Here is a 13110-nt window from a genome sequence, read left to right on the forward strand (position 1 = left end):
GTTTCTTCTTTTTTAGCTGTATTTGCTTTATAATTATTATCGGTACACTATTTTTATTTTATAGAATTGAGGTGAATATATGAGCTGGAAAGGTTTAGTAGCAGGTCTTGGCGTTGGGTTCGCAGCTGGTTATTTCGTTGCAAACAAAGTACAAGAACAATCCCATATTTCTTCAGAAAAAGCATTGAAAATGGTGAAACAAGCATTAAGTCATAAAGGTGAAATTACTGGCTCTTGGGTACATATGGTTCCAGAGACATTTGAAAAATATGATGTCGCGTATGAAGTGTATCGCGGCGGTCTTACAACGATGTTAAATGATATACAAGAACGATTTGAATTTTTAGTTGATGCTAAAACAGGTACTGTTTTAGAGGTTATAGCAGCATAAACAGGAGGGTTCCCATTAGGTGAACCTCTTATTTTTTAATTATGGGTAGTGTTTGAAATTATATCGGCGCAACTCGGTTTATATCAGCGATTTTCTAAATTTATCGGCGCAACTCGGTTTATATCAGCGATCTCCCAATTATATCGACTTACCGACAAAAGCCGACAATAAAAAAGAGGTCGCTCCAGCAAATATTCTGGAACAACCTGCTCTTTTTATGCTTCTATACTCGTTTTTCTCTCTATCTTTTCTACGATATGCCCTTCCTCATTCCACTTTACTGCACGGTAATATGCGTCATGATAAAATGTAAACCAAGCATCCTTTTCAGCTCCATACTTCATCCACTTTTGCTTATTTTCAATTGATGTCATCGGATAATCATCATAAGCCATGACCCATAATACATTTTGATGGGCGTGCGTCGGCAATAGGTCTGCTAAATGCAGCATCGTTTCCCCTTTGCTTTCTAAAGCGATCACTGCGTGTCCGTCACTATGGCCGCCCGTATGCGCCATTTTTATTTCATCCGTAATTTCTATTTCTTGTTGAAACGTAACAACTTGATCTACAATCGGCTCCCAATTTTCCTTCCAATATGTATTACGGGATCTAATATTTGGATTTCTCATTTCATTCCACTCTGTTTCACTTACGTAAACTTTCGCATTTGGAAAAGTTGGTACAAGTTGATCACCTTCCCATTTCGTTAAACCAGATGCATGATCAAAGTGAAGGTGCGTCATTAAAACGTAATGAATATCTTCAGGCTTTAGTCCCAGCTTTTCTAAAGAATTCTCAACTGACGACTCTTCCGTTACACCTTGATTCCGCTTCATCTTTTCATTCAATTTACCGTTTCCTATTCCAGAATCAATGAGCATATTACCGTCTTTCGTTTGCAAAAGTAACGGATCTGTTCGTAAATAAATATGATTTGTATCATTATGTTTATATTTACGTGACCAAAGTACTTTCGGCACAACGCCAAACATTGCCCCTCCATCTAAATGTGTGTTCCCCCCTTTTAGCCACGTCACTTTTATATCTCCAATTTGTAACTGTTCCATTTTTCCTCCCCCTTTCCTTACAATACTAACATAAAATTCTGATTATTTGAGATACAAAAAACCTATGCATTACTGCATAGGCTCTGTACGATATTTTGCTTCTACTCGGTAAATGCGATGACCTTTACTAGAGAATTTCTCTTCGTACTCAGTCATAATGTTACCTTCAAAGTCGCTGTTATGAAGATCTAAGCTTAAGTAAGTTAGTAACATACCATACTCAGCCATACTCATAAGAGAATATTCAAATAAACCTTGGTTATCTGTTTTGAAATGAATTTCTCCGCCTTCTACTAACACTTCTTCATAATTGCGTAAAAACGTTTTGTACGTTAAACGACGCTTCGTATGACGTTTCTTTGGCCATGGATCTGAGAAGTTTAAATACACGCGATCAATCTCACCTTTTGCAAAGAAAACTGTTAAATCTTCAGCATCTTTATTAATTAACTTTAAGTTCGGTAATTCTTCTTCAATTAATTTATCAAGTGCATCTACAACAACACTTGTGAATTTTTCAATTCCAATATAATTAATATGTGGATTGGCTTTTGCCATATCATACATAAAGCGGCCACGACCTGTACCTACTTCGATGTGAATGGGTTGCTCATTTCCAAATACTTCTTTCCAGTTACCAGCGCGCTCCTCTGGGTTTCCGATTACGATATGTGAATACTCATTAATTCGATCCATTGCATATGGTTTATGTCTTAAACGCATAGATGTTTCCCTCTCTTTACATAGCTATTTTAAAGGAATAATTCCTTCTTTCTGTTTTTAATCAATCTACCAAACAAAAAACCAAGTACGTACGAGCACTCGGTCCGTTTCTTTCAAGTATAAGATGTACCATTTTGATAAAAACTACATACAGCATTAAACATTCCATGACGAAACAGCTTTTTCTCTTACTTTTCTAAGAAGAGAAAAACAATCGAAAGGATGATCCGTTCATGCCAATTAATCAACAACATCAATTAGAAGTGCTGAAAGATATTTTAGTCAATCACCAAAGTGATTGTTGCGGGACAGTTTCTGAATGCGAGCAATTAGAGCGTCTCATTCAATCGTTACTCGCAAACGATAATATAAGTAGTGACGCTAAAGCAATGCTAAACGATGTATATTCTTATAGTCAATCGGGTAAATCTTCCTCTAATTTGGACAACCACATTTCCAATAATCAAGAACAACTTACTCAGTGGATTGCTGGAATGGACAATTTTTCTTAAGTATTACTCTGAAGCAAGTAGTTGCTGTAAATATTGATGCCAATATTCAGCTTCTGCTTGCTGTTTTTTTGTTGTATGCCATTGAATAGACAAAATCGTTTGTGCTATCACATACCATCTCATACGTTTAAGCAGCGATTCATCCATTTCAATATCATAGTAACCGAGCCACTCACTCCATTCTTGGCGCGGAATGTACCAATATAATAACATACCGAGGTCTAAAGCTGGGTCAGCAATTACAGCTCCATCCCAATCAATTAAAAACAACTCATCTTCATCCGACAATAGCCAATTGTTATGGTTTACATCACAATGGCATACAACGAATTCGTTGTATTCAATATCTTTTAATGAATCCATTAAATATTGAAGACCTTGCTGAATTGTTTCCTCATCCCTTATATCTCCTCTTAAAACAAGTTGCAGTTGTTGTAATAACTCTTGTGCGTGAAGCGGCTGCTTCCCAAGTCTCTGAATCATCTGCACAAGTGCTTTAGATGAGTGTATTTTCTTCAAAAGTTTCGCAACACGTTCTAGTTTCATATCCTCTGGCTCTAACTTCTGTCCCGGAAGCCATTTTTGAGCAGAAATTACATCACCGTTCGTTACCCTTCTTGTCCAAAGTAATTTTGGAACAATTCCTTCTGCTGACAATACCGCTAAAAAGGGCGATGTATTCCGCTTTAAAAATAACTTCTGTTGTCCGTTTTGCGCAATATATGCATCGCCCGTTACTCCACCAGCCGGTACAAGACTCCACTCTTTTCCTAATAATTGTTCCAACCATTCCATATTCATTACCCGTTAACAAATCCTTATCTTTTATAGTTATGAAAAGAAAAACCGCAACATTTCTACACATGTTGTGGATTCATATATATTTTACTGTAAATGAAAAGAAAACTTGGCATAAGCCAAAAATTCTCTATTTTATTTTACAAAACCAGCCATAGAATGACAACTTATCAAAATCGTCACCTTTGTCAATTCTACATTTATTACATTCTCATCGTCAAGTAGCGATTTGTCACATTATCGTCAATATATACGTGCTAATCGGAGCGAGCCTAAGTTCCTTTCCTCTAAATGAAGAAATTGGCTCTATTTTAGCTTGCTTTTCGTTTACTAACACATGCCACGTTTCTTCTTTCGGCAGTTGCACCGTTTTCTCTTCTAAACTGCTATTAAATAAAACGACAATTTCTTTCCACGGTCCAAACGACTCTACATTTTCTAAATGATATGCAAGTACTTCTGGAGATGTTTGCAAAAAAGTCATATACTTTTTTATAAGGTCTGCATTTTGTAACCGGAATGCTCCGTGCTCTTTACGAATCGCAATTAAACCTTTTATATAGTTAACGGTCTCTATTTCTTTCTCTTTTCGATCCCAATCTAATTGATTAATTTCATCATTTGCATTATAACTATTTTCATTTCCTTGCTTCGTACGATAAAACTCTTGCCCAGCATGTAAGAAAGGGATGCCTTGCGACAGAATCACCATTGCAGTTGCTAGCAGGTGCCGTTTTTTCAAAATCTCTTCCGACTCTTCATTACTGCGCATTAGTTTATCCCACATCGTCATATTGTCATGACATTCTACATAGTTAATGCTTTGCACAGGCGCTAGAAACAAACCTGTTTCTTTCATACTCAAAAGGCTTCCTGATGCAATATACTGCAAATGATTACAGTCTACATACCCACCAAATGCAAAACCACGTTTATTTATATGAAAGGTACTCCCTTTTATCCCATCGCGAAATTGATCATTAAATTGCGCAATATGCGGCATTTTCTTTGCATTATTTAACGTTGCTTTTTCCTCTAGAGGAAGTGGTGTTTGTAAATCCCACCCTTCTCCTAATAGCAGTGCATCTCGCTTTATGTTTCGCACTTCTTTTTCTATTATATTTATTGTATCAACATCTAAAATTCCCATTAAGTCGAACCGAAATCCATCAACATTGTACTCTGTAAGCCAATATAAAATAGACTCTACAATGAATTTCCTCATCATTTTCCGTTCAGATGCTATGTCATTTCCGACTCCCGTCCCATTAGAAGGCATACCATTTTCACCATGACGAAAATAATATCCTGGGACAAGCTTTTCAAATGATGAGAGCTCTCTTTCATACACATGATTATATACAACATCTATAATCACTCTAATGCCGTGCTCATGAAATGTTTCAATCAGCCGTTTACACTCTACGATCCTGTTATACGGGTCAGAAGGATTTGTAGCATAAAATCCCGTTGGTGCATTGTAATATAATGGATTGTACCCCCAATTATAGGCAGAAGAAGGATTCGCCTCATCTACACCACCGAAACAATATAAAGGTAATAGTTCAACATGTGTAACACCTAAATCCTTTATATGAGACAAACCTGTTAACGTCCCATTTCGCCCTGTCGTTCCTTCTTCCATTAGTCCCTTATATGTTCCTTTTTTACTCACTCCACTGCCTGGATGAATAGTAGCATCACGAATATGCAGTTCATACAATATGGCATCTGTCATTGCTTGTAAAGGTGGTAATTGCCCTAGCTTTGTTACATTCGTCTTTTCCAAATCAATAACAACGCCGTACTTCCCATTTACAGTCACTGATTTTGCATAAGGATCCACAGCTTCGTTCCATATTAAATTTATACAAACAAGAAATGTATACTTTTCACCGGCTAAATCGCCGTGCAATGTATGAGCCCAAACTCCATTTTCTTCTCTGTACATTTCGTAATCTGTATATTCTTTATCACTTTTATAAATTCTTACTTTCGCAAGCCTCGCAGTTGGAGCCCATACTTTAAATGTAGTTGCTTCCTTTTGGTGTACTGCCCCTAAATCTGTACCTTCGTAATAATACTTCTCATCGAAAATCGCTGTTCTTATGACAGCACCTATTTGTAAATCTGTTTCTTCATTCCGTTCATCTCGTACTGTATAATACTTCCCCACATCTAGCGGCTCTTCTATAAAGCACTCATACTTCGTTGCATCCGGAAGCGCAATTGTATGAGCAATCGGTAAATCTTTCACGTTACTTCCTTCTTGCAAACGAAATGTCCGACTTGTTCCATACGCATGTGGGAGCAAAATTGTAATTTTATTCATTTCATCTAAATAGGCATCAAATGGACGTTTTACTTTCAACATAAAAAAATCACCATCATTCTTAAAGTTAAAATGAAACGAGCTGCAAATGATAAGGCTTTTCTTATCAGCGAAGCCCTATACAGTAACACATTGTTCTTTATAGTATATTCACCTGTATAAAAAACGTTTTCATACATTCTATTTTTGTAATTTTATTTCAGCAATTGCTTTATATTTCGGTGTCTCCTTTACGTGAGATTCGTATAAAGTAATCGTATCCGCTTGAAATGATATTTCAGGCACTTCCTTTATATGTTCTAAATCAAACTTTTCTTCTCCTACCCATTTACGGGCAACAGTAATATGCGGATGATACGGGCGCGTTTCTAAAGAAAATCCATTCCCTTCACAAATAGCGTGTACTTGCTTTTGCACTTGAAACAAAGCTTGATTCTCGCTTACCTTCGCCCAAAAAATACGTGGCCTATCTTCCATACCGAACGTTGAAAATCCTTGTAACGTAAACGAGAGTTCCTTTGTTTCTTTAAGTATTTGTAATCCATTCTGTATTTCTTCTAATTGTTCCTCTGTCGCACTCCCTAAAAATGAAAGGGTAATATGATAGTCTTCTTTATGTACCCACGAACGAAATGGTAATTCCTCCTGCATTTCCTCTCTATAGTTAGATAGCACTTCTTTTATATGATTTGGTAACGTAATCGCGACAAAATAATGCAGTTCCATGTACATCTTCTCCTTCTTTCTATTGTTGCTTTTCTTTCTTATCTCATTCCATTAAAAAGAATCCAACTTCCCTACAAGTCTAACCAAGTTCAGGTCGCGTTAATAGATGAAATGATATCGACATTTCGACAAGGAACATCTGCTTACCAACAAACGACACGTAATAGAAAACCGTCCCAAAGAATGTATCGGGACGGTCTTTTATTATTTATATATCCATTACTTCGCTAATTCATAAATTGCTTGCGCGTAAATTGCTGTTGCTTTTAATAAGTCTTCAATTTCAATATACTCATCTTTTTGATGTGCAAGTTCTTCTTTTCCAGGGAACAATGGGCCAAATGCAACACCAGCTTTTAACGAACGAGCGTAAGTACCACCGCCAATTGCTAATAGTTCTGCTTTTTCACCTGTTTGTTCTTCATATACGCGCTGCAACGTACGAATTAATACGTGGTCTTTATCAACGTGATGCGGACGAGAGTTTGAATAATCATCTACTTCAAATCCATGAGTACCCACATATTCTTTTAACTTTGCAATCATTTCTTCAAAGTTAGTCGTAACTGGGTAACGTACGTTTAATCCTAAATTGCCACCATTTTCTTTCGTATAAGAAAGGCGACCAACATTCACTGTTAACGGACCACTAACCTCATCTTTATAAGCGATAGTAGCCTTTTCACCATAAATATCACCAATAAATGTTGCTGCTACAAATGTCGCAAACGAAGCCCCTTTTCCATCAAGAGCAACTTTCGTTAAGAAGTTTGCCAGTAATAAACCTGCATTTTCTCCTTTTTCAGGAGTAGATCCGTGAGCTGAAATTCCTTTAATTTGCAACGTTACTGTATTACCTTCTACAATTGCTTCACCTATTTTTTTAGCAGTTTGTAAATACTCTTCATATGCTACTGTAAGTGCATTTACATCTTCTCCTGTAACAACCGCTTCTGCAAAATCAGGAACCATATTTAAACGGCGACCTGACTCAAATGAAACAAGTTCATATGTACCTTTCTTCTCTCCACTACCATTTTGCACAACTTGTATATCAGAAATTCCTTTTTCTGCATTAATAATTGGAAAGTCCGCGTCTGGCGCAAAACCGATTGTTGGCATTTCTTCGTTTTTAAAGTAGTGATCTACACATTTCCAATTACTTTCCTCATCTGTTCCTAAAATCATACGAACGCGTTTTGAAAGAGGTAAACCTAATTCTTTCACAATTTTCATCGCATAGTAAGCTGCCATCGTTGGGCCTTTATCGTCAATTGCACCACGTGCAAAAATCTTTCCATCGCGAATATCTGCACTATATGCAGGAGTCGTCCAACCATCTCCTTCTGGTACAACGTCAACGTGACAAAGAATACCTACTAATTCTTCTCCTTGTCCCATTTCAAGATGACCTGCATACCCTTCTAAATTTTTAGAAGTAAAACCTTCCGTTTCTCCTTTATGTAACATGAAAGATAAAGCTTTTTCTACACCTTCACCGAACGGTGCGCCCTCTTTTGCCGACTCTTCTTCCCATACACTTTTAATTTGTAAAAATTGTTGTGTATCACGAATTAAATCATCTTTTCGTTTTGCAACTTCTTCTGTCCAATTAATTGCTGACATCACGCATCCATCCTTCACTATATTGTTTCTTTCATCATAACAAACCGAAATCTCTTATGCCATACACGAAAACCAAATACCGAACAATTGTAATATTTCAGATATTTCTTATTAGTTTTTCTTTTATTTTTCTAAAAAAATTTGCAGGAATTTGGCGTTTTACGTAGAATTTTATGTGTTAGTTGACTGACCATATATACAATGTCAACTACCAATATTTTTCTATATGAATATTTGTTAAATTTCTGTAAAATTTAAGTAGATTAAAGCATGAATTTTATCATGTAGAGTACAATGGTAGTAACGACCTTCTTTCCTGAATGGGGTCAAAAAAACTAGTAGAGGAGTGGTTTTCTCTTGAAACCTACAACTACTCGTATGCTAACACGCATTAAATCAATTTATATGTACATCAATGAAAACGGAACGGTAACGACGAAAGACCTTGTAGATGAGTTCGGGATCACACCGCGAACGATACAACGTGATCTAAATGTGTTGCAGTTTAATGAACTCGTGTATAGCCCTTGCCGCGGTAAGTGGACAACAACAGGAAAGAAAGTGAGAATGACCTCATAACGAAAAATAATTGTATGTAAATAAATACATACCCCTTTCTAACTCATTAGAAAGGGGTCTTTTCTGCGCCTAAAAATAGCACTATTTCTCAGTATCTACTTGATATGTTTTTAACATCTCTACTTCTTCATCTGTTAACTCTCGGTATTGTCCAAGTTCTAGCTCTTCATCTAACACTAACGGTCCCATCTCTATTCTCTTTAAGTAGACTACTTTTTTCCCTACCGCTTCAAACATACGCTTTACTTGATGGAACTTTCCTTCTGTAATGACAAGCTCGATTTCAGAAATATCATCGCTTTTTAATATTGTAAGTGCACCTGGCTTTGTCTCATAGCCATCATCTAAAATAACACCTTTAGCAAACTCTTTTACATCCTCTTCTGTTACTACTCCTGCAACGTGTGCATAATATTTTTTCGGCACATGCTTTTTCGGAGATAACAATTGATGTGATAACTTCCCGTCATTTGTTATTAATAAGAAACCTTCTGTATCAATATCAAGTCTTCCAACTGGGAACGGATTAAAAATCGCATCCTCTAACTCTAATAAATCTATTACCGTTTCATGATTATCATCTTCTGTCGCTGAAATAACGCCTTGTGGTTTATGCATCATTAAGTAAACAAACTCTTTATATTCCACAACTTCACCGTGAATCATAACTTCTTGTTCCTCTACATTTACATGAACCTTTGCATCTTTCACCGATATTCCATCAATTTTCACAACGCCGTCTTTCAATAATTTCTTTACTTCTTTTCTACTTCCATATCCCATATTTGCTAATAATTTATCTAATCTCACGTTTTTCACCTTCTTTATTTATCATAGAAAAGGGGACGTAATTACGCCCCTTTTGATTTCAACTTTATTTTGAATCTATTGCCAAGTTTACGTTGGATCTTCTCTAACGCTTCTCCGCCAAATACTCTTTCAAGTACTCCTGTGCGAATCGCTAACAATCCGTAAACGAGACCGCCAAGACCTGCACAAATCGCAACTGTAATAAGAGCGCCAACTCGGCCATCCGGCGAAATCATGAAGGATAGAATCCATTGTGATAGTTTTACGACCACAACCATTACAAATGTTAATACTGCAATTTGGAACGTTCTCTTATATACAACACCGAATGAATAGTGTGCGTATTTTTTAATTTGTTGATTTGTGTACCAAACAGAAGCTAAGAAACCAACAGCTGTTGCTAGAATTGCCCCTACTGTACCGAAGTAACGAATAAAAATTACGTTACATACAAATTTCAAAATAACACCCATTATAAGTGCGATAATCGCATGCTTTTGTTGGTTAATACCTTGCAGAATTGCCGCTGTTACTGTAAATAAAGCAAATAACAACGCAACCGGTGCATACCACATTAATACTTGTCCACCTAATGGATCTGAATCGTAAAATGCAGTATAAATCGGATATGCAAGTGATGAAATACCGACAACTGCTGGCAATGTTAAGAACATATTTGCCTGGAATGTTTGTGTAATTTGTAACTTTAAATAACGGTATTGCTTTTCAGTAAATGATTTTGTAATCGCTGGTACGAGCGTTAAACTAAACGCTGTCGCAAGTGATACAGGAATCATAATTAATTTATGCGTCCACATTGTGAAAATACCGAGCGCTCGCTCTGCAATATCACCTTGGCCAATCGCTTGCATAATTGAGTTAAATGTCAATGTATCAATTTGTTGATATAAAGGAATTGTTAACCCAATTACAACGTAAGGAATCGCATATGCAAATAATTCTTTAAATAATTGAACCGTACTCACTGTCGACTCTGGTACAGTTTGTTCAATTAAATATTGATCTAAATGTTTTTTACGTTTTAGCCAGTACCAAATGAGTACACCGAGCGCTCCAACTGCTGAAACGAATGCAGCAAATGTCGCTACCCCTACCGCTGTTGCAACTGTACCGCCAAGTACTTTAATAACGATAAAACTACCCGCTAATAAAAAGACGATACGAATAATTTGTTCAATAATTTGCGAAACAGTAGTTGGTCCCATCGATTGGTGACCTTGGAAATAACCACGAATTAAACTCGCTGCCGGCACAACAATAAGCGCAAAACTTACAAGACGAATAATCGTCGTAACTTCTCCTATATTACTGTGTACACTTTGTTTACCGAGCATTGCTTCTGCAAACAACGGCGCCGTCATGTACAGTACTAGGAATGAAAGAACTCCTGTTACTATCATCATAACCATTCCCGAGCGGAACATTCTCCGGCTCGTTTTATAATCGCCAAGCGCATTATATTTGGAAACGAATTTTGAAACAGCAAGCGGCACCCCTGCCGTTGCAATACTTAAAAAAATCGTATATGGAATGTATCCATATGTATAGAGCGTTCCGCCTTCTGTCCCTACTAATGCATGAAACGGAAAGACGTAAATCATGCCTAAGAACTTCACTAAAAATGTCCCTAACGTAACAATAAGCGTTCCGCGCAGAAATTTCGAATCGGACATACAAAAATCCTCCTACATCTACATAAAGTGAAACTTTAATCAGTGGGGCGTTCTTCCCTACTGATTATTAGCCCCCACCAATCGGGCATTTACAGGCAGTTAATCTCCCACTTAACTTTAAGGCGGGAGTCTTACTGCCCGCAAATAGCGGGGTACAGTAAAACTATAATAAATTGAACTATTCGAGCATTCGAGAACTATTAGACTTCCCCTAACTCATAAGGTTTTAGTCCTATGGCCCACAAATAACAGGATAGTGCTGAACTCTAACTTTTGTATTGTACCACAATTCTCTCCTTAAGCAGTACTTCACTCTATTTTTCTTTTAAGGGAAAACATGCTATTCTTTTAGGCAGGAAATGTAGAAAATGAGGTCGATATATTATGCATTATGATGTTATTGTCATCGGCGGTGGGCCTTCTGGGCTAATGGCTGCAATCGGTGCTGCAGAAGAAGGCGCAAGCGTCTTACTTCTTGATAAAGGAAATAAACTAGGGCGTAAACTTGCGATTTCTGGTGGCGGCCGCTGTAACGTAACGAACCGTCTACCACTTGATGAGATCGTTAAACATATACCAGGAAATGGCCGCTTCTTATACAGCGCTTTTTCTATTTTTAATAATGAAGATATTATTACATTCTTCGAAAATCTCGGTGTAAAACTGAAAGAAGAGGATCATGGCCGCATGTTCCCTGTTTCAAATAAAGCGCAATCGGTAGTAGACGCACTTTTAACACGATTAAAAGATTTAGGTGTAAAGATCCGCACGAATACACCTGTTGAAACGATTGAATATGAAAATGGTCAAACGAAAGCAGTCGTACTAAAGACTGGCGAAGTGCTAGAAACAAATCACGTCGTTATCGCTGTCGGCGGAAAATCAGTTCCGCAAACCGGTTCTACTGGAGACGGATATGCTTGGGCAGAAAAAGCAGGTCATACAATTACAGAATTATTCCCAACAGAAGTACCAATCCTTTCAAACGAACCATTTATTCGAGACCGTTCACTGCAAGGACTTGCTTTACGAGACGTAAACTTAAGTGTATTAAACCCGAAAGGAAAGGCTATCATTTCTCACAAAATGGACATGCTCTTCACTCACTTCGGTTTATCTGGTCCTGCTGCCCTTCGCTGTAGTCAATTCGTTGTAAAAGCACTGAAGAAGTTCAAAACGAATACAGTGCAAATGAGCATCGATGCATTGCCAGAAGAAAATAGTGAACAACTATTCCAGCGCATGCTGAAACAAATGAAAGAAGATCCGAAAAAAGGAATTAAAAACGTGTTAAAAGGTTATGTACCTGAACGTTACTTCCTATTCTTATTAGAAAGAAATGAAATTGACGGTAGTGAACAAGCTGGACAAGTTTCTCACGAAAAAATTCGTGCACTTGTGAAAGACTTTAAAGAATTTACTGTAAACGTAAATGGTACGCAGTCCATTGAAAAAGCATTCGTTACTGGCGGCGGTGTATCTGTTAAAGAAATTAACCCAAAAGAAATGTCTTCTAAATTCACGAACGGCTTATATTTCTGCGGGGAAGTTCTTGATATTCACGGTTATACTGGTGGCTATAATATTACATCTGCTCTCGTTACTGGTAGAATTGCCGGAACAACAGCTGGAGAAAACGCGAAAATGCAATATTAAACTGAGAAACAGGGATTCCTGTTTCTTTTTTTATAGGTACATGAAATTATTATCGGCGATTACACAGATATATCAGCGATTCTACAACTTATATCGGCGATTTCTCAAATATATCGACTTACCGACAAGAAGCGACAAATATCCGCTCCATGTAACTTCCCATTGCTTTTTTGTTGCTTTATATACCTTAGTA

The 13110-nt window shown here is 37.1% G+C and carries 12 protein-coding genes; 4 read left to right on the forward strand and 8 right to left on the reverse strand.

Going from position 1 to position 13110, the window contains the following annotated elements:
- The first annotated feature begins 79 nt into the window (after positions 1 to 79).
- The gene (locus FH036_RS24850; protein ID WP_000118540.1) at positions 80 to 391 is read left to right on the forward strand and encodes a PepSY domain-containing protein; all 312 of its coding nucleotides are present in this window, start codon (positions 80 to 82) and stop codon (positions 389 to 391) included.
- 215 nt (positions 392 to 606) lie between these two features.
- Here FH036_RS24850 and FH036_RS24855 read toward each other — a convergent pair whose 3' ends face one another.
- On the reverse strand, positions 607 to 1461 hold the full coding sequence (locus tag FH036_RS24855; RefSeq protein ID WP_044790883.1) for a YtnP family quorum-quenching lactonase: 855 nt from the start codon (positions 1459 to 1461) through the stop codon (positions 607 to 609).
- A 69-nt stretch (positions 1462 to 1530) separates the two neighbouring features.
- Positions 1531 to 2184 (reverse strand): tRNA (guanosine(46)-N7)-methyltransferase TrmB, encoded by a 654-nt coding sequence (trmB, locus tag FH036_RS24860; protein ID WP_001239380.1) that lies wholly within the window; start codon positions 2182 to 2184, stop codon positions 1531 to 1533.
- A gap of 233 nt (positions 2185 to 2417) precedes the next feature.
- Between trmB and FH036_RS24865 the strand changes: the two genes are divergently transcribed.
- Positions 2418 to 2696, forward strand: coding sequence for a YtzH-like family protein (locus tag FH036_RS24865; protein ID WP_001122234.1), 279 nt, complete (start codon positions 2418 to 2420; stop codon positions 2694 to 2696).
- A gap of 3 nt (positions 2697 to 2699) precedes the next feature.
- Here the strand turns inward: FH036_RS24865 and FH036_RS24870 are convergent, their stop codons facing one another.
- The 4 genes from FH036_RS24870 to pepV form a co-directional block, all read right to left on the reverse strand.
- On the reverse strand, positions 2700 to 3497 hold the full coding sequence (locus tag FH036_RS24870) for a phosphotransferase family protein (RefSeq protein WP_001055736.1): 798 nt from the start codon (positions 3495 to 3497) through the stop codon (positions 2700 to 2702).
- A gap of 229 nt (positions 3498 to 3726) precedes the next feature.
- Entirely contained in the window at positions 3727 to 5868 is a 2142-nt protein-coding gene (gene pulA, locus FH036_RS24875) for a type I pullulanase (RefSeq protein WP_139896362.1), read from the reverse strand.
- A gap of 138 nt (positions 5869 to 6006) precedes the next feature.
- A complete protein-coding gene (gene thpR, locus FH036_RS24880) occupies positions 6007 to 6552 on the reverse strand; it encodes an RNA 2',3'-cyclic phosphodiesterase (RefSeq protein WP_000419005.1) in 546 nt (181 codons plus the stop codon).
- Positions 6553 to 6771: 219 nt separating this feature from the next.
- Entirely contained in the window at positions 6772 to 8178 is a 1407-nt protein-coding gene (gene pepV, locus FH036_RS24885; RefSeq protein WP_138320946.1) for a dipeptidase PepV, read from the reverse strand.
- A gap of 357 nt (positions 8179 to 8535) precedes the next feature.
- Here pepV and FH036_RS24890 point away from each other — a divergent pair, with 357 nt between their 5' ends.
- Entirely contained in the window at positions 8536 to 8757 is a 222-nt protein-coding gene (locus FH036_RS24890) for a DeoR family transcriptional regulator (protein ID WP_000805512.1), read from the forward strand.
- A gap of 81 nt (positions 8758 to 8838) precedes the next feature.
- Here FH036_RS24890 and FH036_RS24895 read toward each other — a convergent pair whose 3' ends face one another.
- Positions 8839 to 9567: a pseudouridine synthase gene (locus FH036_RS24895; RefSeq protein ID WP_001234933.1), complete on the reverse strand. Its 729-nt coding sequence runs from the start codon at positions 9565 to 9567 to the stop codon at positions 8839 to 8841.
- Positions 9568 to 9608: 41 nt separating this feature from the next.
- Complete coding sequence (locus FH036_RS24900) at positions 9609 to 11261, reverse strand: putative polysaccharide biosynthesis protein (RefSeq protein ID WP_001284047.1); 1653 nt, start codon at positions 11259 to 11261, stop codon at positions 9609 to 9611.
- A gap of 384 nt (positions 11262 to 11645) precedes the next feature.
- Between FH036_RS24900 and FH036_RS24905 the strand changes: the two genes are divergently transcribed.
- The gene (locus FH036_RS24905; RefSeq protein WP_044790887.1) at positions 11646 to 12917 is read left to right on the forward strand and encodes a BaiN/RdsA family NAD(P)/FAD-dependent oxidoreductase; all 1272 of its coding nucleotides are present in this window, start codon (positions 11646 to 11648) and stop codon (positions 12915 to 12917) included.
- The last annotated feature ends 193 nt before the right edge of the window (positions 12918 to 13110 follow it).

Source organism: Bacillus sp. CD3-5 (assembly GCF_006349665.1).
Taxonomy (GTDB): Bacteria; Bacillota; Bacilli; order Bacillales; family Bacillaceae_G; genus Bacillus_A; species Bacillus_A paranthracis.

Coding starts and splice junctions, on each gene's coding strand:
- FH036_RS24850 (WP_000118540.1), top strand. CDS start 80: ATGAGCTGGAAAGGTTTAGTAGCAGGTCTTGGCGTTGGGTTCGCAGCT.
- FH036_RS24855 (WP_044790883.1), bottom strand. CDS start 1,461: ATGGAACAGTTACAAATTGGAGATATAAAAGTGACGTGGCTAAAAGGG.
- trmB (WP_001239380.1), bottom strand. CDS start 2,184: ATGCGTTTAAGACATAAACCATATGCAATGGATCGAATTAATGAGTAT.
- FH036_RS24865 (WP_001122234.1), top strand. CDS start 2,418: ATGCCAATTAATCAACAACATCAATTAGAAGTGCTGAAAGATATTTTA.
- FH036_RS24870 (WP_001055736.1), bottom strand. CDS start 3,497: ATGAATATGGAATGGTTGGAACAATTATTAGGAAAAGAGTGGAGTCTT.
- pulA (WP_139896362.1), bottom strand. CDS start 5,868: ATGTTGAAAGTAAAACGTCCATTTGATGCCTATTTAGATGAAATGAAT.
- thpR (WP_000419005.1), bottom strand. CDS start 6,552: ATGGAACTGCATTATTTTGTCGCGATTACGTTACCAAATCATATAAAA.
- pepV (WP_138320946.1), bottom strand. CDS start 8,178: ATGTCAGCAATTAATTGGACAGAAGAAGTTGCAAAACGAAAAGATGAT.
- FH036_RS24900 (WP_001284047.1), bottom strand. CDS start 11,261: ATGTCCGATTCGAAATTTCTGCGCGGAACGCTTATTGTTACGTTAGGG.
- FH036_RS24905 (WP_044790887.1), top strand. CDS start 11,646: ATGCATTATGATGTTATTGTCATCGGCGGTGGGCCTTCTGGGCTAATG.